Origin of the sequence: Devosia sp. (assembly GCF_028290625.1) — a bacterium.
In the GTDB taxonomy this organism is placed as follows: Bacteria; Pseudomonadota; Alphaproteobacteria; order Rhizobiales; family Devosiaceae; genus Devosia.
Window position 1 is genome coordinate 34,328 of record NZ_JAQGJM010000039.1, and the last position, 26,049, is coordinate 60,376.

Sequence of the window (26,049 nt, forward strand, 5' to 3'; positions counted from 1 at the left end):
GCATGGCAACCGAACCCAATGTTTTCGAAAGGATCGTCAAATGGTTCAAAGAAGCATCGGACTGGGTGCAGCAGAACCTCGGTGATCCCGAAATCGCCACGGCGCTGCGCGAAGACCTGGGACTAAAGCCCGGCGCCGACCTCAGCCCCGCCGACAAGGCGAAATTTGTTGCCTTCAAGGACGGGCTGGACCCTGACAAGGTCGCGTTCGATGCGACCGTCGCAGAGATCGCGCAAGCGATCGATGGGTTCATCCAGTTGGGCGAGACGCTGAAGGACCCCGCATCGGGCGATGTCGCCTGGGACATCGCCTATCTGCTTAGCAATATCGCCATCGCCGACTCGCTGCGCGTGCGCTTCCCGGCCATCTATGCGCTCGGCAAGCTCGGGCTGCTCGTGTCCGACGACCCGGATGCGATCGAGCAGTTTGACCCCGCGATGTTGATGAAGATCCTGCGAGGCGAAACACCACAGAATGCCAGCCAGCTGCTGTTCGACCGAGTTTCACACGGGCTGTCGCTGATCCCGACCATTATCGATATCCTGCTCCAGAACTTCGATAAGCCCGGTTATGTCGACTATTTCTACGGCTGGGATCCGATCCCCGGGTCGCCAACGCCACTCGCCGATATCGCTTCCGCCCGAACGCTGACAATGCTGCTGGGTCCAGGCAAGGACCTTCCGCGCGCCGCGGTAACGCTGACCGGCGTGCCCGACACCGACGGCGGCCCGGGCATGATCGTGTCGCTCGGCGGTGACTTCAAGGATAAATTCACCAACCCCACCAACGGCTTGGAGGCCGATTTTCACATCGGGGCGGCGGGCGCGCTGAGTCTCTATATCCCTTTTGGTTCCGAAGCGGGCGACCTGCAGGCGGACGGATCGCCCGATGCCTTCTTCAAGCTCGGCGTCGTAAAGGCCGGCAAGGCCGGCAAACCGGCGTTTCTGATCGGCGAAGCGACCGAATCCAGGCTGGAATTCGGCAAGATCGGTGCCGGGGTCGAAATCGCCAACGATCGGGCGGCGGTTCTGTTCAGCATCTCTGATGGGGCGCTGGTTATCACGCCCGGAAAAGCCGACAGTTTCCTCAAGAAGATACTGAGCGACGATATTCGCGTCGGCTTTAATCTGCGCATGAAGGTCGACAGCGCCAACGGCCTGACCTTCGAGGGCGGCACCGGAATCGCCGTTACCATCCCGATCGAGAAGACGATCGCCGGGGCGCTGACCATCCATCACATAACAATGGCGCTGGGACCCAGCAGCCTGCCGCAACAGGATCTCTCACTCGAGGCCTCTGGTGCCTTCGGTGTGAAGCTCGGCCCCTTCCAGGCCTCGGTCGATCGCCTCGGCTTCACGCTCGACATGGCATTCCGCGACGGCAATCTGGGCTTCATGGACCTGTCGCTGGGCTTCAAGCCACCCAACGGCATTGGCCTGTTGCTCGACGCCGGCGTCATCAAGGGCGGCGGCTATCTCTACATCGACCCGGCGAAGGGCGAATATGCCGGCGTCCTCGAGCTGAAGATCGACTTGCCGGCCGTCAAGATCGGCGTCAAGGCGATCGGCGTCCTGACCACGAAAATGCCCGATGGCAGCGATGGTTGGGCGCTGTTGCTGCTTATCTATGGACAGTTCCCGCCGATCCAGTTGAGCTGGGGCTTCACGCTCACCGGCCTCGGCGGGATGATCGGCCTGCAACATGGCGTGAGCATCGACGCGCTGATCGCGGGCATGAGCAGCGGCGTGCTCGACGACATCCTGTTCCCCGCCAATCCGGTGGCCGATGCTCCACGCATCATCAACCGGCTGCGCACCGTTTTCCCGGTCACGCCGCGCGCACTGGTGCTGGGTCCGATGGTGGAAATCGGCTGGGGGACACCGAACATCGTTACGATCCGCATGGGCGTGCTGCTTCAACTCGACAATGCGCTGGGGCAAGGCGACCAGCCGATCTCCTTCAGCCGCGTCGCGATACTGGGGCAAGTGCTGGCGCAATTGCCCCCGGGCGTGAAGGCGGATCTAACGGTCCTCAAGCTGCTCGTCGATTTCGTCGGTGCTATCGAGATCAATCCGTTCCGTATCGGTTTCGTCGCGCGACTGCGCGACAGCTATGCCGGCAAAAAGCCGCTCAAGATCGACTTCGGCGGGATGTTGGTCTTGCAGGCGGTGTTCGGCGACCGGCCGAGCTTCGTCATCGCGGCCGGCGGATTCAATCCTGATTTCCGTGACATACCGCCTGGGCTTCCCAGCCCGATCGAACGGCTGTTCGCCGCCTTCCCGATCAACATCCTGAAAATCCGGATCGAGGCTTATTTCGCGGTTACTCCTGCCAGCATTCAGGCCGGCGCCAATGCACTTCTGAAAGCCGGACTGGGCCCGGTGGATATCGAGGCGCGGCTGGGCTTCGACGCGATATGCTATCTTGTCCCGTCCTTCCGCTTCGACGTGAAGATCTACGGATCGGCCTCGGTCAAGTTCAAGGGACACAATCTGGCTGGGATCGCTTTCGAATTCCGACTGGAAGGTCCAGGACGCTGGCGCGCCCGCGGCTTCGGCAAATTCTCAATCCTCTTCTGGGATATTGACGTCCCCTTCGACGAGAGCTGGGGCGAGAACGTCCAGGTCGAGCAGCAATCGACCAGCGCTCAGGCCCTGATTGCGGCCGAGCTTGGCAGCAGGGGAAACTGGACGGCCCAAATGCCGATCGGGATTGATCCGCTGGTCAACATCGCGCGGATCGACGGTGGCGATCGCTTGCTCGCACACCCGCTGGGCACGCTGACCTTCACGCAGAATGCGCTGCCCTTCGACCTCGACCTGCAAAGGATTGGCACCAACCGGATCGATGGCCCGACGCGGTTCGGCATTACCGAAGGCTATATCGGCAACCCGTCTGCCAGCCAGCCGGCGACGCCGCTGCAACAGCATTTCGCGTTGGGCGAGTATCGCGATCTCAGCGACGCCGAAAAATTGAGCAATCCGAGCTTCCAGTCCTTCACCGCGGGGGCACGGTTTGGCAGCACTGCCTACAGCGCGGGCGCCGCGGCGCCTGACCAGGATCTCGACTACGAAACGCTCTATCTCGAACCCGAGTCCGAATTGAAATTCCCCTTCTCGCGTATCCGCTTCCGCGAGCGCGCGGCCATGACAGTGGGGATAGATGCGATCCGCAAGCAGGCACGACAGGGCGCCGCGGCGCTTTCATCGCTGCGCACCGACGATCGTCTCAAACCCGCCGTTGCCAAAAAAGTCAGCGTCGGAGACGCGCGGGCAGCGGCGGCCAGTACCGAAACGATGCGCGACGCCGGCATCGCCTTCGACCCGGTGGCGGCCTATTCGCCCGCGCTCGCTGGCGATGCGCTGGGCCGGCTGGGCGTCGCGTCGGTGCAGATCGTTGAACAGTTCGAACTGGCGTGAGGGGGCAAGGAGAATGGCACAGGCTGCATATCGTTTCCTCCCCTGGGCCCGGCGCGGCCTCAGCGCCATGGTCGCGGCGCCCGACGCCGGACAAGATCTGCCGCAACGTCCAACGCTCGCGGCGGGTCTGACGGTCAGCGGCGCTGGATCGCACGGCGTCGACCTCGCGCTCTTTGGACCGGCCGACGTCATCGGCATCGACCCGCGCCTGATCATCCGCACCGATCCGAAGCCGCACACCGCCGATTGCGAGCCCAACTACCTTGCGGCCATCGAATTCGACCTGCCTGAGCTTCCCTGGCTGTTTTCGCCCGCCTCGGCCGGCGCACAGGAGCATCTGCGACCGTGGCTGGTGCTGGTCGTACTGGAAACAAGCGGCGATGGCCGCGTCGCCCTACCCCGCGTCCAACCGGGTCGACCACTGCCCTTCGTCGAACTGACATCGCAGCAGGTCGCAGAACAACTGCCCGACCTTTCGCAGAGCTGGGCCTGGGCGCATGGCCAGTTGCTCGGCGAAAAAGGCGCCGGCGGGGACAACGCCACGGCGCTGGCGGGCGAGCCGAACCTCAACCTTTCGCGCATTCTTTGCCCGCGTCGGCTGGAGCCGATGACCGGCTATATCGCTTGTCTTGTCCCGGCCTTTGATCTCGGCGTGCTGCGCGGGATCGGCGGCACGCCGGCCCCGACTGCGGCGCTGAAACCCGCATGGCGGGTCGATCAGCCCGCAGACATGACGCTGCCGGTCTATTTCCATTGGAGCTTCGCCACCGGCCCGCAGGGTGATTTCGAATCGTTAGCGCGTGAACTCAAGCCGTTCAAATGCCCGCCCACCGTCGGCACGACGTCGATGTTCATCTGGGACAGCTTGCCTGGGCTGATGGACAACACGCCCACTGCCACCCAGGATAAACCGGTATGGATGGACGGCGCGCTTCGTGCATCGGAGGGTGAGCCCGCCACATTGGCCGACATGGACGCCGCTTTCCAGCAGGCGATAACGACTGAGGTCAATGCGCCAGCCGACATTGCCGACCGCAGCGCCCCCGATGCGACGCGCGCGATCGCCGCGCCCATCTATGGCGGCTTCCACGCCAAGGCGGTGCGCGTGCCGAACACCAACCCTAAGTGGCTGAAAGAAATGAACGTCGATGCCCGCGCGCGCGCCGCCGCGGGACTGGCCGCCGACGTGGTGCGGGCGAACCAGGAAATCTTCATGCAGAGCTGTTGGGAGCAGGTCGGCAAAGTGTTGGAGGCCAATGCACTGCTAAACCAGAGCCGCCTCGCGACCGAGGCGCTGGCGCATCTGCACGGCCGGATCGCCTTACTGTCGGCGGCCAGCCAGCTCGCCCTGACGGCGCCGGCGCGCGGCCGCGTGAACTTCGGCGCGCTGACCGTGGCTGCCGGCGTCTCGCGCTCCAGCCTGCCCGACGCGGCGCTGTCGCCGACCTTTCGCCGGATGCTCAGCCCGCGCCGCCAGGCACTGCGGCGGGCGGCCCGCGCGCTGTCCACGTCGCCGGTTACCGGGCTGGTTGAGCGCATGGCACGCGGAAATGCCAGCGTCGATCCCAATCAATTCACCCCGGATGGTCTCAACCGCGTCAGGGCGCTTGATGCCATAGCAGTCGGCAACAACCCCGCTGCGGCAATCGACCTTTCGGTCATCGGCCTTGCCACGAGCGTACGCGCGCAGGAGGTGGTGCAGTTGAAGCGCACCGTCGACGCCATCGCGCCGACCCAAGCCCCGGTCGGCCTGCGGCCGAACCTCGTCCGCACCGGCATCCTTACCGACCTTCACATCGCCACGCTGGCCGATGGCGCGGGTGCCGGGCCGCTCAGCGAGTCCATCGACCTGATGGTTGCGACGGCCGCAAGCTCCCCGCGCGCCGAGGCCTTCCTGCTCGACCGCGATGCCGAGGGCAAGGTCACGATGGCCGCAATCGACATCAGCAGCGACGGGCAAGCGATGGCGCGCACGCCGTCGGGCGTTGCCGATCGGGTCATCGCGAGCTTTGGCGACGGTTTCGCCATCCGGGCAACCGCCGACTTTGCCTCGGCGCTAACGGCACTGCCCAAGGGCGTGCTTGGAAGCGGTGCGCCGCTGACCATCACCCGAGGCAATAGCGGCGAGGTGTTGGGCGGCGATTTTACGGGTGTCGGTCGCGGCCGCCGTTTCCAAGTCCGCCGCCCAGCGGGCGAGGCCCGGCCCGTCGCCGACCTTGTCAAGGACAGGGTGGTGCTCGACAATTATTCTACGGCATTCGCCAAAACCATCGAGCAGCTGGCGATCAACCAGATTGACCGGCCGCTGCAGATCGTCCCCTTCGATCTCGCCGCGGCGGCCAGCGCGACGGCGGTCAAGCTCGATCCGCGCCGGACCATCCCCGGCCGGCTCGCTTCAATGATCCAGCTGGGCGGGGTCGATCTTTTCACCGCAACGGGCGGAGCGGTCGCGGTCGCCGCAACGGTCGATCGCATCATGTGCGCACCCAGCCTTCCCGAACCCGCTTTCATCCGGCTCGCAAAGTTCGACAATCGGGCCTTCCTGCCGGGGATCGACGCGATCCCGCAAAATTCACTAACGCTGCTCGAGACCAATCCGCGTTTCATCGAGGCCTATATGATCGGCCTCAATCACGAGATGAACCGGGAATTGTTGTGGCGCAGCTATCCGACCGACCAGCGTGGCACGCCGTTTCGCCATTTCTGGGACTGGGATGATGGGCAACCCGATATCGAACAGATCCACGCCTTTGCCAACAAGCCGCTCGGCCTGAACACGCGCAGCGGCGCGATCGGGGGCAACCTCGTCCTCCTCGTGCGTGGCAATCTGCTGCGGCGCTATCCCAACAGCACCATCTCGGCCTGGCGCGCGGCGCCGGTCAACGGCCGTCTAGTGCTAAAGCCCGATCCCAGCGCCGATGACTATCGCCCCGCCGTGTTTTTCGGTGGCTTCGAGTCGGATGTCAGCTTTGCCGGATTCTCGCTGACGCGGCCAGAAATTATCGACGGCGACGGGTGGTTCTTCGTCATCGAACAGCAGGTGACCGAACCACGCTTCGGCTTCGATCAGGAAAAGCGCGACGCCGTTGCCGCCAATCCGGGCAATTGGCGCGACGCGCGCTGGATCGACACCGGCACTGTGCCTGGCGGCCATCTTGCCGTGAACGGTCGTCTCGCAGGCCACCAGGCGCTCGGTGTCACCTATGCCCGCGACGCCGCCCATCTCGCCGCCGCGGCCATGCAGCGACCGTTCCGTCTGGCCGTCCACGCCAACCACCTGACGCAAATCTAGGGAGACGCCGCAATGCCGCCCCCGACATTCACTTCCCAAGACCTCCGTTCACTCGACAAGCTGCGCGGCCAGGAAACGAAGGTCCAGAACAAGGTCGTCGCGACCGAAGTCAAATTGTCCGAGCAACAGGACAAGCTCGACGCGCTGGTCCGCGCCGGGGCCGCCGACACCAAGGTGAGGGAGTTGCAAGACAAGATCGAGGAACTCGCCAACGGCCGTGACACGTTGCGCGACCAGCTCGTCGACATTCGCGACCGGGTGGGCGAGCTGCACGAGCGTGTGCCCGATCCGCGCATCGAGGCGATGATCCCGAACTTCCAGGCCGACACCCCCGTGCTGCTGCTGCCCGTGCGGCTGGAGACGCGCTATTTCGACAATGGAAGGGAATTGCGCATCCGGGTTTTTCCCGACCAGATTCATATCGACAATCATGAAACGGAACTGACCAATGACGAGGTTGTCGCCGGCCAATTCTATTGGCAGGCGCGTTGGGGGGCCGCCAATTCTGAGGCCGAGATCGAAGCCGGAAAGGCCGCCTTTGCCGAACTGGCGCGCCGTTTCCGTCCGCGGCGCGCCGCGTGGATTGCCTATGCGATGACGCCGACCAATTTTGCACCGCCTCCGCGCCAGGCAGCGCTGTCCTTCCCTGATCCCGTGCGGCGCGCTAGCGTCTGGAGCCGCGCTGCCTATGCTACGCTACTGCCGACCCGCTGGGTCGCCATTGGTTATCTTGACGGCGGCAGAGGAGGTCTGACCCCCGCCTTCACAAAATCGGGTGGTATCGTCGCCGATCGCATCAACACGGGTATTGATCCGCGCGCAGAGGCCACCCCGCCCGTCGACGCCGATGGCATCGCCACCGAGTTGCCGCTCGACGAAGGGCTGAAGTGGCTTGCCGATTTCGGTGTCGCCGAAGCAGCAGGCATGGCAATGCGCGTCGCGACTGGCGACCTTGAGCCCACGCTGCGCAATGCCGGGCGCACGCTTGCCAGCATACCGCTCACGCGGCTGGTTGTTTATGGCACCAATGCGACACTGACCGGAGAAGCGGCGGCAGCGCGGCTCGAGGCAGTGCTTGCCGCCCATGTATATTCCGACGGGCTTGAACTGCTGACGCCCGGCACGCCGACCAACAACAGCGAGGCGAACGCGTCCGGGCTCGATACATCCGATCCCGTCGCGGTCGCGGCGATAGACCCGATGCGCACGGCGCCGGCCCAGACACCGGGACTCGATACGCTGCGGCGGGCTTTGGGCGTCAATACGGCCGCAGGGCAACTCGATCGCATCGTCGGTGTGGATGGCGCAGAACAGGTCACCGCCGGCCATATGATCAACGCACTGTGGAGCGCGACGCTGGGCCAGACGCTTGACCAGCTGTTCGATCCCGCCATGAGCGATGCCGACATCGGCCAGCTCCGCGACCACGCCGTCGCGCACCTCTTCCCAGGGGGGGCATTGCCGGCGCTTCGTGTTGGCAACCAGCCTTACGGCATCCTGACCGTCACCCCTTTGAGCATTTTCAAGCCGCAGGACAAGGTCGAGACAAAACTGGTGCAGGCCATCGGCGCGGTAAGCGGCATCTGGACCCGCGCCTCGGAAAACGCGCCGCATATCCAGCGCGCGGGCAAGACGCTGGCGGAGAATATGGAGGCTCTGCTTCAGCAGGGTCCCATGGCGGCCTCGAACAGTTTTCGTCGCGTCTATGGTCCTATCAATACCAAGAATGCCAACATCGACCCTGCGCTCAGTGCGACACAGGAACGGACGCGCAGCTGGATCCTCGGCGCGCTCGGGCTGTCCACCAAGCTGCGCATATCGGGCATGACTGCCGAGGCTCGCACACACCGGCTGGGGGCGCCCTTCGTGCAGGCGAGTCTGGGTGAAGCGGGCGCCCCGCTGCAGCCCAATTATCTTGCCGACATAGCTCTTGAGGCCGCGAGGACTGATGGGCGCACGGCCCTGACCGCGCGCGGCAATGCATCGACCCTACTGGAGACGCTCGCCTCCCACGCCGCAGTTTACGAGCTCGATCGCGCAGCCGCGAGCGTCGTGCACAAGGATCGTGCGGAACGCGATGGCATCGCCCTTCCCGCCCGCCTCGCGCTACGCATCGATGAAATGGTCGCAGTCGATCCCCCGAGGGTGCAGGACACGCAAGGCCGCGCGGTACGCCAGGTCCTCATCCAGTCCTCGGCCGACATGGAGCGGGTGGTCCTGCCCGAACGCACAGGCACCAAGTCGGTGGTCAACTATGTGATCGGACAGCTGTTCGACCTGCACGGACGCGATCGCGCCGATGTGGCGCGATACCAGTCGGTCATCGACAGCCTGAAATATCTGTCGGGACGTCCCGCGAGCGAACTCGATCGCGCGATGCGCGGCACGCTCGATGTCTATAGCTACCGGCTAGATGCTTGGATCGCCTCGCTCGCAAACCGGCGGCTGGCATCGTGGCGCGCAAAACCAACCAGCAAGGGCGTGCATATCGGCGGTTATGGCTGGGTCGAGAATTTGAAGCCCGACCAGCGTCCCGATAGCGAAGGCTATATCCATGCGCCCTCGCTGCAGCAGGCGCAGGCTGCGGCGGTGCTGCGCGCTGGCCATCTTGCCCACCGCGATGCGGCGGGCGCGGCGCTGGCGATCGACCTGTCGTCGCGACGAGTACGGTTTGCGCTCAACCTGCTGCGTGGAGTCGCACAGGGCCAGCCCCTGACCGCCCTGCTCGGCTATCGGATCGAACGCCGGTTGCGAGAAAAGAATATCCAGCTTGCCAAGTTCATACTCCCGCTGCGGCGCCTGTTCCCGCTCAATCCCCCCGCGGGCGACTCCGTGCTGACCGCTCAAGAGGCGATTGCGGCGCGCGATGTCGTCGATGCGGTCAAGCTGCTTGAGCGGCGGCGCGCGGGCGGCAACTGGATGCAGGGTCTTACGCCCGCCCCCTCAGCGGGGGAAAAGACTGGCATCGAAAGCGTCGTCGCAGAGATCGACGACATGTTCGACGCGGTCGCTGACCTGCTCGTGGCCGAGGGTGTATACCAGCTCGTCGGCGGCAATCTCGAACGGGCATCGGCGGCGCTCGGAAGCATGGACCGCCAGAACCGGCCCGTAGAGCCGGAGGTCGTCCGCACACCTCGGTCGGGCCGCGCCTTCGCCCAACGCGCCGGGGTGTTGTTGTCGACGCAAGACCCTGGTGCCGACTGGGCCGGTTTCCCGACCGACAGCCGCGCCGTCGCTGAGCCGTTCATCAATGCCTGGATCGCTCGCCTGCTCGGAAATCCCAAGCAATGGGGCTTTGCCGCGAACCTGGTCGTACCCGGCGATGGAGTGCGGCCGCTCGACCCGGTCCGTCTGATCGACTTCGACTGGTCCCCGATCGCCCTCGCGATCCTGTCCGAACCCGGCAGCAACGAACGCCCGAGCGGCCTGCAGCAAAAGCTCGCGGCGCTGTTCGCCGGGCAGGTCAGCGTGGCGGAGCGCAACGCCAATGCTGAACTGCACCTTTTGCCCCACCCGGCGGCCGGCGCCAAAAACGGCCTCTCCGCACTCGAGGCGCTTATGGCCCGCGTCCGCACCGTCATCAACCGCCACCGCCCGGCCAACGCGCTGGATATTGCCCCACCCGGAACCGAGGCGCCATCGGGCGCCGATCCCGCGCTGGTCGAAAGGCGGGCGGATAAGGTCGCCACGGCCCAGGCGTCAGCGCGTGCCGCCATCGAGCAGGCGCTAGGTGCCGCCCGCCCTAACGCCTCGGCGCTCGCCAAGGCGCTGGAGCGCGCCAACGCCGCCGGCGCCCGCGAAGCGATCGTGGCCACGGACAGCGTCGAAGGCCTCGCCGAACAAGCGCGTCAGGTGGCCGCCGTGCTCAGTCAGGCCGAGGCGCGCTGCACCGCACTTGCCAATGATTTCAACGCCGTGCTGGCAACCGATGACGACAAGGTCGAACATCATGTGCGCCGTCTGAAAGCGATGCTCGGCGAAGGCTTTCCGGTCCTGCCACCCTTCGCGCTGCCCACGGCGCTGCGCAACGAAGCTATGGCGAGCTTCGCCAACGCCGACGCTTTGCTCGGCAAGGGCGGCGCGCCTTTGCATGGCTGGATGTCGCGCATGGCCGAAGTGCGGCCGCGGCTCGGCGAACTCGCCGGTTGCCTGATCGCAAGCGAGATTGCCGGTGCCGGCTTGCCCGACCTGAAGGTGGCGCAATTCCCGCACCAGCCCGGCGCGCGTTGGATCGGGCTGACCCTCGACAAGACCAGCCCCGCGCATATCGACCTCAGCCTTGTCGTGCATGCGCCCGATCTCGACCCCGCTAATCCGCCCGCACTGATCGCTGGGTTGATGAGCGACGATTGGACCGAGGTTATTCCGGCTGCGAAGGAAACCACGGCCATCAGCTTTCACTACGACGCCCCCGCCGCCAGGCCGCCGCAAGCACTGCTCCTGGCGGTCCACCCCGACCCCGCAGCGGGCGGTTGGCTGCCCTCGCAGCTGCTCGCGACGGTCAACGAGGCGATGGATCTTGCGCGGATCCGCAGCGTACGCCCGCAGGACCTCGACATGATGGGCGCACTCCTGCCGCTCGTCTATCTGCCCAACAGCTACACACGCGATGTGCCGAGCGTCGATTTCAGCAAGCTGCGGCTCAAGGTGGAGGCGAGCCTGTCGCCCCATCTTGCAACCGTCATGGGAAAGGCATGAAGCCATGCCGTTGATCGTAAAGAATGCCGCTTTTGCCACCGCGCTCGTCGTCAAGCCAAGCCTGACGGTCTGGTCGCGACTCGAGGTGCAGCCGACGACCTCCGACTATGCGCCCGCGCTGGCGGCCGGCATCGCCGACCCGCTTTGGATGCTCGCGCGCCAATGGCAATTCGGCGAGTTCGGCGCCGAAGACGCCGGTTCACCGATCGCAGTCAAGCTCAAGGCCGAAGAAGCCGGGCTCGCCCGCTACTTCGCCGGGCCGCTGGGCCGAGATCCGGCTAGCGAGGCGACCGATTATGATCCGGTGGACCAACCGCTCGAAACACTGGTCGAGGCGGAATCGCCTGAACTGGCGGGTCCTTTGGCGGGTGTTTGGGCCGGCCAGCAATTCCTTCGGCTGCTGGTGGCCGCTGGGCTTTCCGACGGGATCAGCGGTGTTGCCGACTACGCTTTTGCCGAACCCGCCGCGGTCGATCGCGATGTCGACGCGCAGGGCGCTGACTGGGTGGAGCTTGCCGCGCTGGGCACCATCGACGGTCACAAGCTGGCCGCCGCGATCGCCAAGGCGGGCGGCCTGCCGCAAGGCGTCGGCAACCAGGCGGGGCTCAAGGAGCTCTGCCTCGAATGGCTCGACTGGTATCGCGGTGGCCTCCCACCCGAGCGTGGTTCGGCCTGGCTTGCCAACCGGCTCGAATATGGTTTCGCGGCATCGACCGGGAAAGGCGCGGGCAAGGAAGACCTGCTGGTGGCCGAGGAATACGCCGACGGGAAGCTCGACTGGTACAGTTTCGACCTTGCCGACGCGCCGTCGCTCGGCGGCACGCGCACCGTGCGGGAGATAAAGTTCAACCCGATGCTGCCGACCTCCGCCCATTTTGGCGGCATGCCGTCCGATCGCTTCTGGGCGTTCGAGGACGGGAAGGTCAACCTCGCGCAGGTCAGCGCCGGACCGACCGACATCGGACGTCTGCTGATGCTCGAATTCGCGCTGGCCTTTAGCAACGACTGGTTCGTGATTCCGGTCGAATTGCCCATTGGCTCGCTGTTCCGCATCAAGGAGTTCACCGTCACTGACACCTTCGGCGTGACGAGTCCGGTCGGGCGAGCCAGCGACGCTGCGGGCGTCGCATGGCGGATGTTCGAACTGAGCCGCATCGAGGGCGCGCGGAGCGACGCCTTCCTCCTCGCCCCCGTGATAGACGCCAGACTGGAAGGCGACCCTCTCGAAGACGTTGCCCTCTTCCGTGACGAGATGGCGAACATGGCGTGGGCGGTCGAGCGCAAGGTCCCCGGCGTCATGGGACTGCCGGTCGATCGATATCAGGAAGCCGCCAAACGCAGCGCCGCACAGCAGTTCGCAGACCTCAGCGATGTGACGGCAGAGCTGGTCTATCGGGTGTCGACGAGTGTCCCCGAACATTGGCTGCCACTGGTTCCGATACCAAAAGGCGACCGGCCCCTCGCAGAGTTCGGCATCGAACTGGAACGCCGCGCTATGCTGCGTCACCTCGACGACGGCAGCATCGAACCGATTTATCCGCACGGCGTCCTGCTGCGTACCGATCTCACCAAGAACCCCGCCGACGAACCTGCGCAACGACTGGAGGATGAGGAAGTGCCGCGTGAGGGCGTTGTGGTGACGCGTAAAGCACAGTTCGCGCGCTGGATTGGGGGCGAGAGGCTTCATTGGATCGGCCGGAACAAGACGCACGGCAAGGGCGAAGGGGCCAGCGGGCTGCGCCACGACATCCGAGTGCGAAAGGATCAATTGCCTTCTTGAGCTCTTGCTGCCCGCCGTAACATGGCCACGCATTTTGTACCGGAGTGGATGGTAGCCTTCAGCCAACAGCCTACTCAGCCGCTATCGCGCCCGTCGAACTCTATTCGCGAGGCCATGATGTATCCCTGTTGGGAGCGTGCCCAATCAGCCAAAGCTGTGATTGGTTCGATCAGTGAGCGCCCCTGTTGGGTTAACTCGTAATCGACCCGGGGCGGAACCGTTCTAAAAGGCGTTCGCTTGATCAGCCCATCTCGCTCAAGGCCGCGCAGCGTGACGGTGAGCATCTTATGCGACAAGCCGGGAATGGCCCGCTGCAAGGCATTAAACCGCATCGGCCCGTCGGCCAAAATTCCAACGATCAGCATCGTCCACTTATCACCCACGCGCTCCAGGACCGCGCAGAGCGCCTTGGTTTCAGCGCCTTTGGCGTTGTCGAGCACTGGGTCCGCTAAATCTGGGTCAGTCATGGATCCCCCATTGCTTCCAATACGCACTTTCACGTGCGTTCTTGCCGCCCGCCTGCGCGCCAGCATATCACACGCACCATTGGTTCGTATTGGAAGGTTTCAACAATGAGCAACGGTTTTGGCAGCACCAGTAATGCCAGGGAAAGCAGGCAGTGGATTTACATGTCCGTCCCCGAGGGCAAGCTGACCACAGACATTTTCAAGCTTCAAACGATAGAGATCCCTGCGCAGCCGGGACCCGGAGAGGTTCTGGTCCGGAACCGCTATCTCAATATCATGCCCGGCAATCGCGCCTATATGCGGATGGGTTTGATTGCGGCGGGGCAGCCGATGTGGAGCCTCGGCGTGGGCGAGGTCCTTGCGTCCAATGATCCGGGATTTGTGCCCGGCGATGTCGTCGAAGGGCTTCTGCCATGGCAGGACGTTGCCGTGGTCCCGGCGCAAACTCTCGGCAAACGCGAAGGCAGCTATCCCGTTGAGCATTATACAGGCCTGCTCGGCCAAACTGGATACACCGCCTATTTCGGTCTGCTCCATGCAGGCCAGCCACGGGCCGGTGAGACGGTGTTGGTATCGGCAGCGGCCGGGGGCGTCGGGTCTCTGGCCGTTCAGCTCGCAAAGCTTTCGGGTTGCCGCATCGTCGGCATTGCCGGCGGTGCGGACAAATGCGCGTGGCTCGAACGCGAGGTCGGAGCAGACGCCACCATCGACTACAAGGCAGGCAATTTGGCCGAGCAGCTAAGGCAGACTTGCCCCGATGGTGTTGACCTGTTCTTTGACAATGTGGGCGGACCAATTCTCGAAGCCGCTCTGGACGCAATGAAGGTCGGCGGCCGCATCATCCTTTGCGGGAACGCATCGCAATACGACAGCGACCAGGAGATGCTCGGTCCAAAGGGCGTGCCTCTTACCCTGATCCTGAAAAACCTCACCATGCGCGGGTTCCCCTACAAGGCCTATGAGCAGCAGTTCGCCGAGGCGGAGCGCAACCTTTGGGCATGGGTACAGGATGGGCGGATCAAACCCTTCTATCACGTTGTAGAAGGCCTGGAGCAGGGTCCGACCGGTCTTGTCGGGATTTTGAGCGGCGCAAATCGCGGCATGGCCATGGTACGTGTCTGACGTCCAGTTCCGAAACCTGCCGCTCAACAAATTTGAATTCGAGCGGCGCTAACGATCAACCTAGCGGCCGCTGGCCTATTACTGAACGGCCAGCGGTTCGTTATTTCGGGAACTGGGCCAGCATGGCCAGCATAACGCTGGCATCGGGCATGGGTAGGACGGCGTCGATTTCGGCGGGGAGCAGGCCCTGGATGGCGCTGTCGGCGGTGCCGGTGAAGGTGCCGAGGGGACCGCGGAAGCCGTGACGGGTCCAGGCCAGTTCCTGCAGGCGCGGGCTGACCAGCACGTCGAGCAGGCGATCGGCCGCCGGATCGATGACGATCAGCGGATGGGCCGAATAGACGGTGGGGCGCGGATAGAGCACGACGGGCTTGGCGCCGGTGCTCGACTGCACCCGGGCCCAGCGCGCCGGATCGGCCAAAATCCACTCGACCAACTGGTTCTCGTAACCCACGATCATCGGCTCGCCGCCCAGGCCGCCGGCCAGATACTGGTCGAACAGTTTGCCCGAGGATGGCGACTTGAAGCCCATATTGCGAAGAATGGCCTGCACCTGTTCACCATACTGGGCAAGATCGGAGGCGGTGGCGACATCGCCGGCCAACAGGCTCAGGACCAAGCCAGCGAACATGAAGCCGGAATTGGAGCGGTTGGGATCGGTCGAGACGATGCGGGCGCGGCCGTAAAGGGCGTCGACGCCCAGAGCCGACCAATCGGTATCGGCCAGGATCGCATCAAGCAGGGCCTTGAGGTCGAGCTGGTGTTGACCCTCCGGCGTCACGGTGACCAGGCCCGCCTTGGTCAATCCGTCGACGACGGGCTGCCAGGAATAGACCACGATGGGCGAATTGAGCACCACCTGGTCATTGCGCACCTTGACGCCGCTCTGCTTGGCGATATCGACCATGATGGAGGACGAAGGCCACAGAAATGCCGGGGTCTGCGACAGCAAAGCCGGTTCGCGCACCATTTCGACCGAGCCGGCCACACGGGCATCCAGTTCTAGCCCGAACCCGCCCAGCGCCTTGATCACGTCGGGATCGGCGAGGAAAGCCTGCTTTTCGCCGCCGATGAAGCCGAACAGGTTGGTGCGGTTGCCCAACAGACCCTGAAGTGCGGGCTGGTCCTTGACGGCGAAATAGCCACCGGTGCCGACGACGCCCAGCCCAAGCAGACCCAAACCGAAGGCGCGGCGTGAAAGTGCCATTAGTGTCCGAGGTCCTCTTTGAGCGATGCCTGGATCAGGCGCAGATCGGTGTCGAGCGAACCCAGTTCGTCGTCGGCCAGGCTATCGGCGTAATGCACGAACGCGTCCTCGAGCTTGACCAGGACCGAGCGCACTTCGCCCAGTTGCTTGGCGTCGGGCAAGCGCTTGGCCTCGATCACCGCAAAACCTTCGGCGACTTCGGCGGCGCGGGGCACATAATAGCTGAGGAAGCGCTTGACCGCGCCCGCGCTGTCCGGACTGGCCTCCACTTTAGTGAAAACGTCGGCGGTGATTTCCGCCAGATGCTTGACGCGGCCGGCGGTGTCCTTGTCGGCGATCCTGCCGGCCACGATCCGCAGCCGTTCGGCGGAGGGGGCAGCCTCGTTGAGCAGGTCGCGGGCAAATTCAACGCGGCCGCGGCCGACGGCATCGACGTCCAGCCCCTCGAACAGCTTGCGTGGCGCCAGCAGCATGACTAGTCCGGCAAACACCGGCACGGCAATGATCGCCGAAACCAGGAACGGCACGCCGAGGCCGAAGCTAAGCGCCGGCACGAGGATGGCCGCCACCAACCCTGCTACGATCCAGTTGCCGTCATTGCCCAGCCAGGAGGTCATGGCTCAGTTATAACCACGCGCGGCGCGGAACGCACCGGCCAGATCCGCGGCGCCATCGAAAACCCGGGCCGAAGTCTGTGTCGCCAGCGTATCGAGCTGGCTTTTTTCCGCATCGCCAAAGGTAATGCCGAACACCGGTACGCGCGGGGAGACGGCATTCCACTGCGCCATGAAACCGGCGCTGTCGCCGTCGCTGCGCCCATCGGTCATGATGACGATGGCGGGCAGATAGGTCGCCAGGTTCGGCGTCTTTTCGATTTCCTTGAGCGCGGCATTGGCACAGGCATACATGTCCGTGCCGCCATCGGCGCTCTGGTTCGACACTTCAGACAGGAGCGTGCCCTGGTCCGTCGCAGCACCGGTTCCCCTGTAGGCGTCACGCGTGGTGCCATCGAAGGGAATGACCACAATACGGTCGGCGGGCGACCACTGCACCAGCACTTCGCTGGTGCGTTCAGGGCTGAACAGGAATTGCATGGCCTGCTGCAATTGCTGCTCTCCATCGCCCTGCATCGAGCCGGAAAAATCCAAGCACAGCGCGGTCAGCGACGGCTTTCGCAAAGCGGCCTGATAGAGATCGAGCGCCTGGCGGATCACGGCGGGTTCGGGCAGGCGGATGGCTGTCAGCAGCCTCGTGGGATCGAAATTCCAGTTCGGCTCGGGCTTGGCGGTGGCGCCGCCGAGCGGGATGCGGCGGCCGGTATCGGCGATGCGCTGCTGGATCGGGGCCGATTGCAGGAAGGCGACGAGCTCGTTGAAGAAGCTTTCGACATCGGCGCCACGACCATGATCGACGAAGCCGAGCGGAGAATCGGCCACGGCGACGCCATCGGCGGGATAGATCGCGTAGAGCGGTTCCTGGTTGAGCGGCACCAGGCGGTCATTGGTCTCCTTGAGCACGGCCTCGTAGTTCCACATGGCGTCGTAGACGGTGCCCTTGCTAGCCGCATCGACATAAAGGTCGGCCAGCCAGCCGGAGGAACCCGAGGACCGCTCGACGCCGGCCAGCAAGGCCTTGACGGTGTCCTGCACCTTGGGATCGTCGAGGTCGCCCGGCTTGATCACCGCATCCTCGCCGATGGCGCTGGAGAGCATGGCCAGATAGGCGCTGGCGCCCGAATTGGACTGGGTGGCCGAGGTCATCAGGAATTTCAGCGAGCCGTTGTTCACCGCCGCCAAAATGTCGTCCATCTTAACGTCCTTGCCGACCCAGCCGAGCTGTTCGGCTTTGGACTTGCGCACGCCAAGGATCACCGGGGTCTGGGCAATCGAGGTCAGCGTCTTGACGCGCCGGCTGGTGTCGAACATGTCGACCCAGACGCTGGCGGCCGGCCAGACCGCATCCTGCTCGACGCCTGCACTGCTTTGCAGCGCCAGCCCGATATCGAGCGAACCCTCATACTTGAAACTGCAGGTGGCGCCTTTCTGCGCGCAGAATTCCTGCACGATCGGCTCGATCACGGTGTTTTCCGAGCCGGAGACGATGGAGAATTCGGGCCCGCGCGACCCACAGCCGGCAAGGGCCAGCGCCATGGTCAGCAGCAGGACGGCGGAAAGCGCTCGCAACATGGGAGTGCGCATCAGGCCTGGGTCAGCGCTTTCTTGAGGTCCACTGTCATCTGCTCCATCTGCTGCTCGGCCAGCGCCCGCTTCTTGCGGCCATCTTCCTGCACCCTGAGGACACCAGAAATGGTGTCGATCAGGTCGCGATTGGCCTGGGCGAGCGTATCGATATCGACGATGCCGCGCTGGGCCTGCTGCTCGATGGCGATGGCCTGGTCCTTCATCATTTCCGAGGCCTGCTTGATCATCGTATTGGTGGCATCGGTGACGGTCTTTTGCAGCTCCAGCGCCGATTTCTGACGGGAGAGGCCAAGCAGGATGACCATCTTCTGCTTCCAGGCCGGCACGGTCAGGGCTGAAGTCGCCTGCAGGTTTTCGATCAGCGTTTCGTCGCCGGCCTGCACGATGCGAATCTGCGGCAATTGCTGGATGCCGAGCTGGCGAGCCTGCTGCAGGTAAAAGACGCGCTTTTCCAGCCGGTCGAGCGCCTGCAGACTATCCTGGTAGGACTGCGCCTCCAGCATGCCGCCACCTTCCTGGCCGGTCGCCACCTCCGCGGTAGCCTTGAGCTTGGGCAGCTCGTTCCTGCGGAAATTCTCGGCGAAGCTCTTACCGGCCTGCACATAGGCATCCAGCCGCAGGATGGACTGCTTGGTTTGCTCATGCAGGTCATCGAGCACGGCGATGTCGCGGCGCAGCGTATCCTTGTGGCGATCGAGTTCGAGCCCGATGCGGTCGATCTGGCTGGCCACGTCCTCGAATTCGGATTTGAATTTTTCGAGCTGGGCCTGGGCCGAGGAGAAAATCTTGGAAAAGAAATTCTGGTTCTTGAGCGAAGCCGGATCAAGGCTCTTGGCCTTGAGGATCACTTCGGTCAACAGCTTACCGGTATCGCCGAGGTCGCGATTGCGCACTTCGCCAAGGATCTTGTCGGCGTAATTGCTGACGGCCTGCTGGGCATTATCGCCATAAACCGAGATGCCGGCGCGATCGTCGATACGAATCTGGTCGCTGATGCGGGCAACCTCAGCGGGATCGGCGGTGATGACCGGCAGGGTGCTGGCCGGGGCAATGGTGGTGGCGATCTCAGTTTCGGCCATCGGATGAACTCCTTGGTGCCAGACGCATCGGGGCTGCGCTCCCTGTCGAGCGCCGGCGGGAGGACATTGGCTGTCGAGTATGACAGTTGTGTAACAGTCATCATTCCCGTCTTGGGACGGCTCAGCATTTTAGACTTACGCATCACGCTGGGCTTTGCTCAGCGACGACTGAACCGAGACTGAATAGGACGCCGGCGTCCCGTTCAACCGCCAAGCAATATGGGTCATTCACGACGCGTGATCGACGCGTGACGCCCCTTTCGCTCAGGATTGACCATGCACCGGCCGCTACATTCGCAAATGCTATCGCTGGCTCTCGGCGTGTTCCTGTGCGGTCCGACGTTTGCCGGTCCAGTGCCCGCGGGTGTCACCCCATGTCATATCTTCGGGTGGTCGGCGAGCGACGACCCTGCTGGGCTCGATATTCATGCTGTGCCCGAGATCGGTGCCGAGGTGATTGGGAAGGTCCAATCGCCATTTTTGAATCCCGAAAGCGAGGTATCGCCGCTTGACGGCTGGCGCGCCGAATTCACCGTCGTCGGGTACAAGGACCACTGGTTCCTGATCGATGACATCCAGCAACCCGGCGCACCCTATGACGAGGCCGAACCTGGCGCCTCGGCGGCATTCCCTGGCCGCGGCTGGGTTCCGGCTGATCAGGTCATGGGCGCCTATGCTAACACGCAGATGCCTGTGGGCTGGCTATTGCAGGCGCCCGATGTGGATGCGCCCATTGCGGGTGACATCGAGCGACCGGCGGGCGAGAGTCTCTCCATCGACGGCACGCTCAGGGCCATCCTGGCCTGTTCGGGCAATTGGGCCCTCACCGACAGTATGGACGGCACGCGCGGCTGGTGGCGTGGCATCTGCTCCAATCAGGCGACCAATTGCAGCTGATCCTGGCGAGCGAGGAATTTCCAATGACCAAACGATCCTTTGCCGCCATGGCCTGGCTCTTGCTTTGCGGCGTGTCCATCGCTGCCGAGTGCCCGCTCGAACATGGCATCTACACCGAAGCCAGCTCCGGAGCGATCTTGGCATTCCATCCCAAGACTGCCGAGCATGGCATCATGACATCGGGCGTGTTCGACCTGACGCTGCCCAATCTCAAGCAGAGTTTTGCCGGCGAGATCACCTGGACGGCCGGGCGCAATTCACGGCCCTATGGGTTCATTGACAAGACATGCGCGGAACCGGCGGGCACCGAGGAACCCGAGGCCTGCTGGCTGTGGCACGGCAACGTCTACTCGGTCGGCAACGGTACGGTCGGCCTGATCGACGATGACGAGATGATGGCGCCGCAAGTCATCCTGCTGGCCGACTTCGGCCACGCGCTGCTTTGGGATCAGACGTTTCTTGCCGCCAATCCACGGGCGCAAGCCATGGACCTCTTCAAACGCAGCGGCTGCGCATTTTAGCCGGCCCGACCTTTCATATTTCGATCTGGACCCGTCATGAAACATATATCGACTTGCCTGATCCTGGCTGCCTTGTCGGGCTTGGCTATCTCCCCCGCGGTCGCGCGAAGTGCGGAGCCCTCCCGGCCTGCCACCGAGGGTTGCTCGTGGGAGCGTTTGTCGGATGCCAAAGTTGGCCTATCCGCGTGGGTGCAACGGTGCGATTTCGGCAATTACAAAACTGAGTTCCGTTTCGATCAGGCCAATGTGGTGCAATACAGTTCGAACGGACCTGATCCTTCGATCGCCATTGAAGTGCTGGATTTGAATGAGGGCGAAACAGCGCAGCAGGCGATGCGACGCATCTTTGATGCCCATACCGATGCCGAAACCGCCATCAGGTGTGTGATTGCGCCCTACACCTCGATGGAGTCACCTGTCGGTATCGAACGATATGACTTCGTAGCGGACGCTGAATACGCTGCCGAACCGATCGTCGATGAAGACCCGAACGAAGCGGGCAGTCCGCTTTGTGGCGATTGGGGCGCCATGCCCTTGGGCACCCAGTATTTCGAGATCCAGCCGCAAAGCTCGACGCGGAAAATCCTCTTCGTGAGGATCGGCGAATATCAACCGCCGTTCGACGAACAGACCCTGCAGTTGCTGCCGACTGACTAGGGCCAAATCCGCTGTGCAACCTATTGCCGGCGCGGGTCGTCGCGGCCGATACCGCCAACATCTAACGTCTTCGCACTGTCCTCAAACAGAACCGGGAACCGTCATGCCGAAATCAATGCTTTGGAAATGTGCCCTGCTTTGCACATTGCTATTCTCGTCCGCGGCGCATGCCGCCGATGGCGACATTGATGCCCTGGAGCTGTCGCAGAACTGGCAGGGCCTCGTCGGCAAGACAATCACCATCAGCGGATGCATGATCACCAGCGCGACAGTTGACCTGATGGTGTGCCTGGCCACGTCCAAGCACGGACGTCCACCTTCGTTCTGGTTCGATCCCTCCGGCATGGCGCCCGACGATGTCGCCAGGGCCGTGCGCGAGTGCGACTTTTATGTCGGCTATCCAGTATGCGGTATCCGGCTGCACGGCGAAGTCGCCAACGAGAACGGCGAACTCAAGATCATGCATGGCTCGGTGACCTGGACCCAGCCTCCTCTGACGCCCTGACGTAACTCAACGCCATCTGTCGGTCCGATGCCGTGTCCGTCAGATTTCATTCATGCCAATAAACGGCGCGATCGTGCCCGGCTACACCCAATTCGAAACTCGAAGGATACCCATGTTGTTGCGCCTCACATTTGCTGCTGCCGCTTGTTGCACGCTGTCATCCGCGGTCCTGGCCGACGAATTCGCGTTCAGCGATTTCGCCGAGACCGTGGTTATCGGCAGCGTTAGTCTCGACAATGCCAGGGCGCTGCCCGCCCAGCCCGTCTCGACAATCACGGCTGGCAAGCTGACGGTGACGCTCGAAAAGACACGCCTTGAGGATGTGCAGGTCGCGTTTGGCGGCACCATCCAGAATGATGGCGAGGCGGGAAACGGCATCACCTGGCTATGTTATGCCGCGGCGGATGCGACCCTGTGGTTTTCCGCGTTCACCGGTGATGGCACCGTTTCCCAGGTCACCAGCGAGGCCGATACGACGCATGCGGCGACATCCGGCTGCAGCCAGGCGCCGGCGGCGCTGACAGTGATCGACTACGGCATCCCAGGGCTTGGCGCACCGTTGGCCGACTTCACCGCCAAGTTCGGCAAGGTGGAAGACGATGTCGGGCTCTACAGCTATTCCAGTGAGGTCACAGCGCCTGAAAGCGCCGATTTCCGGATCTTCCAATATGTCATCGTCATCGCACCGGCGGGGACGATCTCGGGTATCACCGTGGGCCAGGCGACCAGCAACTGAGCGACGGTCACCCTCGTTCTTGCCACGGGCTTCAGAGAAATGGGAGAAAATATATGATACGACAATGCCTGAATGTTCTGCTTCTCGCCGCGCTTGCCACCCCGGTGGCCGCCCAGGACAATTGCGTCCAGGCCTTTACGGATGAGGGAGCCCCAATCTACTTCGCGCCATCGTCGGGCCATATTGTCACGGTGGATTCGAACTTCGAATGGGTGCGGATCACTTTGGGCGACATCGATCAGACCTGTAAGATGGCATTTCAGGATCGATCGAACGCTGGGCTGGGCGACACCTGGTTCCCCTCCAATGCCGTCAAATGCAAGACATTCGACACCCAGCTTGTCTATGCGTCGCCGCGGGACGGCGGCGAGCAACTGCTGATCTTGGACGGCATGGTGCTATACCCCAAATGCGAAGAGTGAGAGGCTTCTGAAGCGCTGCCGTCCCAAGGCGAGAGGTGCGATTTGCAAGGAGATATCGTCGGCGACTGTAAGCGATCACTCCATACCGCGTATGCGAATTCCTCGAAGACCGCTTTGCACGCCATTCGAGACCTTGAGATCTTAACGGCCGCATCCTGAAAGCCGACATCGTTGAGGCGCCTGCACGCCCAAAGCCGACGCCTGGCTTCAGTTAGCCCGTCAGAATGGCCGCCGCGCCCTTTTCAGCAACCATCATGGTCGGCGCATTGATATTGCCGGCCGTGATGTTGGGGAATATCGAGGCATCCACCACCCGCAAGGCGTCTACACCGTGAACCTTGAGACGATGGTCAACCACCGCGATGGCGGGATCAGACCCCATGGCAGCGGTTCCGCACAAATGGTAGATTGAACCGCAGTTTTCACGGAAATAGGCCAGCAGCTCGCCATCGGTTTCGGCACCTGCCGATGGCGGCATTTCTGACTCGGTAATCGCCCGCAAGGCCGGAGCGCCCATGATCTTGCGCACCAGGTGGCTGGCCTGCAGCACTTCGGCTTCGTCGTGCGCTGTGCCGAGGTAATTGGGACTGATCAGAGGTGCAGCGATGGCGTCGGGGGATTCAATGGCCACCGTGCCTCTACTAGTTGGGCGGCAGGCGTTGAAGGCCAGCAGGAATCCAGAATAGGGCTCCGGCTTAAGGCCGGCCTTGGGATCGGCCGGAATGCGATAGGACAGTGGATTGAAATAGAGCTGGATATTGGGTCGCGGCTCGTCCGCCGCCCCGCGCAGAAACGCCCCGGCCTGATTAACGCTGAGCGCCAGCGGGCCGCGGCGCGTCAGCGCGTAACGCAGGGCCTGCCGCGCCTGGCCGAACCAGTTGCCCAGTTCGTCATTGAGGGTCGGCACAAGCGAGCGATAGTAGAAGCTTGCGCACAGGTGATCCTGCAGATTGCGGCCGACCGCCGGCAGATGGTGCTTCACCGCGACGCCTGCGGCGTTCAGCAGCGCCGCATCCCCGATGCCCGATAGCTGCAGCAATTTGGGCGTATCGACGGCGCCGGCCGACAGGATTACCTCATGCCGCGCCGAATGGATCGCGATGCCCGCGGCGGTCTGCACCTCGACGCCGGTGGCGCGGCGATCGGCGTCGATGACGATCTTGCGCGCCCGGGCATTGCGCATGACGTGCAAATTGGGCCGGTGCAAGGCCGGGCGCAGGTAGGCGACCGACGAGGACGACCGCATGCCGTTGCGGGTATTGATATCGTAGATGCCCGCGCCCTCGATGGTGCTGCCATTGAAATCCGGATTGAACGGCAGTTGCAATTCGGCGCAGGCGGCGAGGAACCGCTCGGTCACTGGATGGGCCTGGTCACGCATCGGGGTGATGTGGATCGGTCCATCCCCCCCGTGATAGGGTCCAGCGCCATCGGCATGGCTTTCGAGCCGCTTGAAATAGGGCAAGACATCCTCGTAGCCCCAGCCCGCATTGCCCGCCGCGGCCCAGTCGTCGAAATCATCTGGCGCCCCGCGCACAAAAACCATGGCGTTGATCGAGCCGGATCCGCCTTGCACCTTGCCACGGGGCGCATAGATGCGGCGTCCGCCCAGCGCGGCCTCCGGCTCGGTCCAGTACATCCAGTTGACTTTGGGGTCGTAGTAGGAGCGCGCATAGCCAACCGGCACCCGAAACCAGGGCGAGGAATCATTGCCACCCGCTTCGAGCAGCAAAACGCTGTGGCGCCCGCTTTCGGTGAGGCGAGCAGCAAGAATGCATCCGGCAGAACCGGCGCCGACGATGATATAGTCGTAGGTGGTCATGGGTCAGCCGCGGGCGGGGGCAAAGGCTTTGATGTCGGCCGGCCGGGCATCCATCTGCAGATGGAGCCGGGCGCCAACATAGGGCGAATGACGCTCCACCACGTCCAGATTCAGTTCGACCCCTAATCCTGGCTCGCGCGACGGGATCAGATAGCCGTCGTCGAACTGCAGCGGCGTCTTGAGGATTTGGGCATAAAAGCCCGAGAAGTCGACAATGGCCTCGTGAATGAGGAAATTCGGCGAAGCAGCGGCGAGTTGCATGCTGGCCGCCGCGCCGATGGGGCCGTTGTAGAGATGGGGGGCAATCTGGGCATAATGGGCCTCGGCCATGCCGGCGATCTTCTTGGCTTCCAGCAGCCCGCCAACCCGGGCGACGTTCATCTGCAGGATCGAGGCGGCGCCGGTTTCCAGCACACGTTGAAACTCGAATTTGGTCGTCAACCGCTCGCCGGTGGCAATCGGGATCGAGGTGGCGCGCGCCACCTGTGCCATAGCGGCTTCCTGCCCCGGAGGCACCGGCTCTTCGAACCATAGCGGATCGTATTGCTCAAGCCGCTTGGCCAGGCGGATAGCCGAAGCCGGCACCATTTGTCCGTGGGTACCGAACAGCAGGTCCGCACGCCCACCAACCGCCTCATGTACCCGTGCACAGAACAACTCGCAGCGTTCCATGACGCCGAGCGACAGATGGTGGCCGGAATAGTCGGTATAGGGCCCGGCCGGATCGAACTTGACCCCGGTAAAGCCCATGGCGACCATCTCGGCGGCGCATTCAGCGGCGAGATCGGGATCGTTGTAGTCGTATTCGCCCGCGGCGTTCCTCGGATAGAGGTAGGTATAGGCGCGCAGCCGCTCATGCACCATGCCGCCAAGCAGGGCGTGCACCGGCCGGCCGGCGGCCTTGCCGATGATATCCCAGCAGGCAATTTCCAGCCCCGAGACGATACCCATCATGGTCGGATCGGGACGCTGGGTAAAACCACTCGAATAGGCGGCGCGCCAGAAGCGTTCGATATTGTGCGGGTCGTGGCCCAGGAGGTAGCGCTCGAACACGTCCTCGATCAGCGGCACCAGCGCCTGGGGGTGAAACGCCGTGGCATAGATCTCCCCGACGCCCTCGATGCCGTCCTTGGTCGTCAGGCGCACGAATATCCAATACATGCCGCCGATATGGGGCGGCGGTACGGCAACAACATGGACGGAGAGCGCAGCGATCTGCATCGC

18 protein-coding genes are annotated in these 26,049 nt (G+C 63.5%); 11 read left to right on the forward strand and 7 right to left on the reverse strand.

Features of this window, described 5'->3' with window-relative positions:
* Positions 1 to 2: 2 nt before the first annotated feature.
* The 4 genes from JWR51_RS22360 to JWR51_RS22375 are packed head-to-tail and all read left to right on the forward strand — an operon-like array spanning position 3 to position 13,189.
* On the forward strand, positions 3 to 3,419 hold the full coding sequence (locus JWR51_RS22360; RefSeq protein WP_299753059.1) for a DUF6603 domain-containing protein: 3,417 nt from the start codon (positions 3 to 5) through the stop codon (positions 3,417 to 3,419).
* Between the two features lie 13 nt (positions 3,420 to 3,432).
* Positions 3,433 to 6,711, forward strand: coding sequence for a hypothetical protein (locus JWR51_RS22365; protein WP_299753061.1), 3,279 nt, complete (start codon positions 3,433 to 3,435; stop codon positions 6,709 to 6,711).
* Positions 6,712 to 6,723: 12 nt separating this feature from the next.
* Positions 6,724 to 11,409: a hypothetical protein gene (locus JWR51_RS22370; protein WP_299753063.1), complete on the forward strand. Its 4,686-nt coding sequence runs from the start codon at positions 6,724 to 6,726 to the stop codon at positions 11,407 to 11,409.
* Positions 11,410 to 11,413: 4 nt separating this feature from the next.
* On the forward strand, positions 11,414 to 13,189 hold the full coding sequence (locus JWR51_RS22375) for a hypothetical protein (RefSeq protein ID WP_299753065.1): 1,776 nt from the start codon (positions 11,414 to 11,416) through the stop codon (positions 13,187 to 13,189).
* 74 nt (positions 13,190 to 13,263) lie between these two features.
* On the opposite strand, the gene JWR51_RS22380 is transcribed toward JWR51_RS22375, so the two are convergent.
* Entirely contained in the window at positions 13,264 to 13,656 is a 393-nt protein-coding gene (locus JWR51_RS22380) for a helix-turn-helix domain-containing protein (protein ID WP_299753067.1), read from the reverse strand.
* Positions 13,657 to 13,761: 105 nt separating this feature from the next.
* On the opposite strand from JWR51_RS22380, the gene JWR51_RS22385 reads away from it, so the two are divergent.
* Entirely contained in the window at positions 13,762 to 14,778 is a 1,017-nt protein-coding gene (locus tag JWR51_RS22385; RefSeq protein ID WP_299753069.1) for an NADP-dependent oxidoreductase, read from the forward strand.
* 100 nt (positions 14,779 to 14,878) lie between these two features.
* Here the strand turns inward: JWR51_RS22385 and JWR51_RS22390 are convergent, their stop codons facing one another.
* Genes JWR51_RS22390 through JWR51_RS22405 form a run of 4 tightly spaced genes read right to left on the reverse strand, consistent with a single transcriptional unit; the run spans position 14,879 to position 19,265 of the window.
* On the reverse strand, positions 14,879 to 15,985 hold the full coding sequence (locus JWR51_RS22390; RefSeq protein ID WP_299753071.1) for a substrate-binding domain-containing protein: 1,107 nt from the start codon (positions 15,983 to 15,985) through the stop codon (positions 14,879 to 14,881).
* Entirely contained in the window at positions 15,985 to 16,602 is a 618-nt protein-coding gene (locus tag JWR51_RS22395) for a 5-bromo-4-chloroindolyl phosphate hydrolysis family protein (RefSeq protein WP_299753073.1), read from the reverse strand. The genes JWR51_RS22390 and JWR51_RS22395 overlap by 1 nt, the downstream gene beginning before the upstream one ends.
* A 3-nt stretch (positions 16,603 to 16,605) precedes the next feature.
* Positions 16,606 to 18,135 (reverse strand): substrate-binding domain-containing protein, encoded by a 1,530-nt coding sequence (locus JWR51_RS22400; protein WP_299753131.1) that lies wholly within the window; start codon positions 18,133 to 18,135, stop codon positions 16,606 to 16,608.
* A 47-nt stretch (positions 18,136 to 18,182) separates the two neighbouring features.
* A complete protein-coding gene (locus JWR51_RS22405) occupies positions 18,183 to 19,265 on the reverse strand; it encodes a toxic anion resistance protein (protein WP_299753075.1) in 1,083 nt (360 codons plus the stop codon).
* Positions 19,266 to 19,541: 276 nt separating this feature from the next.
* On the opposite strand from JWR51_RS22405, the gene JWR51_RS22410 reads away from it, so the two are divergent.
* The 6 genes from JWR51_RS22410 to JWR51_RS22435 all read left to right on the forward strand — a co-directional run bounded on the left by JWR51_RS22410 (position 19,542) and on the right by JWR51_RS22435 (position 23,003).
* Positions 19,542 to 20,162: a hypothetical protein gene (locus JWR51_RS22410; RefSeq protein WP_299753077.1), complete on the forward strand. Its 621-nt coding sequence runs from the start codon at positions 19,542 to 19,544 to the stop codon at positions 20,160 to 20,162.
* A 23-nt stretch (positions 20,163 to 20,185) separates the two neighbouring features.
* The gene (locus JWR51_RS22415) at positions 20,186 to 20,683 is read left to right on the forward strand and encodes a hypothetical protein (protein WP_299753079.1); all 498 of its coding nucleotides are present in this window, start codon (positions 20,186 to 20,188) and stop codon (positions 20,681 to 20,683) included.
* 36 nt (positions 20,684 to 20,719) lie between these two features.
* The gene (locus JWR51_RS22420) at positions 20,720 to 21,340 is read left to right on the forward strand and encodes a hypothetical protein (RefSeq protein WP_299753081.1); all 621 of its coding nucleotides are present in this window, start codon (positions 20,720 to 20,722) and stop codon (positions 21,338 to 21,340) included.
* 103 nt (positions 21,341 to 21,443) lie between these two features.
* Complete coding sequence (locus tag JWR51_RS22425; RefSeq protein ID WP_299753083.1) at positions 21,444 to 21,845, forward strand: hypothetical protein; 402 nt, start codon at positions 21,444 to 21,446, stop codon at positions 21,843 to 21,845.
* Positions 21,846 to 21,957: 112 nt separating this feature from the next.
* On the forward strand, positions 21,958 to 22,581 hold the full coding sequence (locus JWR51_RS22430) for a hypothetical protein (protein WP_299753085.1): 624 nt from the start codon (positions 21,958 to 21,960) through the stop codon (positions 22,579 to 22,581).
* Between the two features lie 53 nt (positions 22,582 to 22,634).
* Positions 22,635 to 23,003 (forward strand): hypothetical protein, encoded by a 369-nt coding sequence (locus JWR51_RS22435; protein ID WP_299753087.1) that lies wholly within the window; start codon positions 22,635 to 22,637, stop codon positions 23,001 to 23,003.
* 211 nt (positions 23,004 to 23,214) lie between these two features.
* On the opposite strand, the gene JWR51_RS22440 is transcribed toward JWR51_RS22435, so the two are convergent.
* Both JWR51_RS22440 and JWR51_RS22445 read right to left on the reverse strand, forming a co-directional pair.
* Positions 23,215 to 24,825 carry a GMC family oxidoreductase N-terminal domain-containing protein gene (locus JWR51_RS22440; protein ID WP_299753090.1) on the reverse strand — a complete coding sequence of 537 codons (1,611 nt, stop codon included), beginning with the start codon at positions 24,823 to 24,825 and terminating at the stop codon, positions 23,215 to 23,217.
* Positions 24,826 to 24,828: 3 nt separating this feature from the next.
* The gene (locus tag JWR51_RS22445) at positions 24,829 to 26,046 is read right to left on the reverse strand and encodes a mandelate racemase/muconate lactonizing enzyme family protein (RefSeq protein ID WP_299753092.1); all 1,218 of its coding nucleotides are present in this window, start codon (positions 26,044 to 26,046) and stop codon (positions 24,829 to 24,831) included.
* Positions 26,047 to 26,049 lie beyond the last annotated feature (3 nt).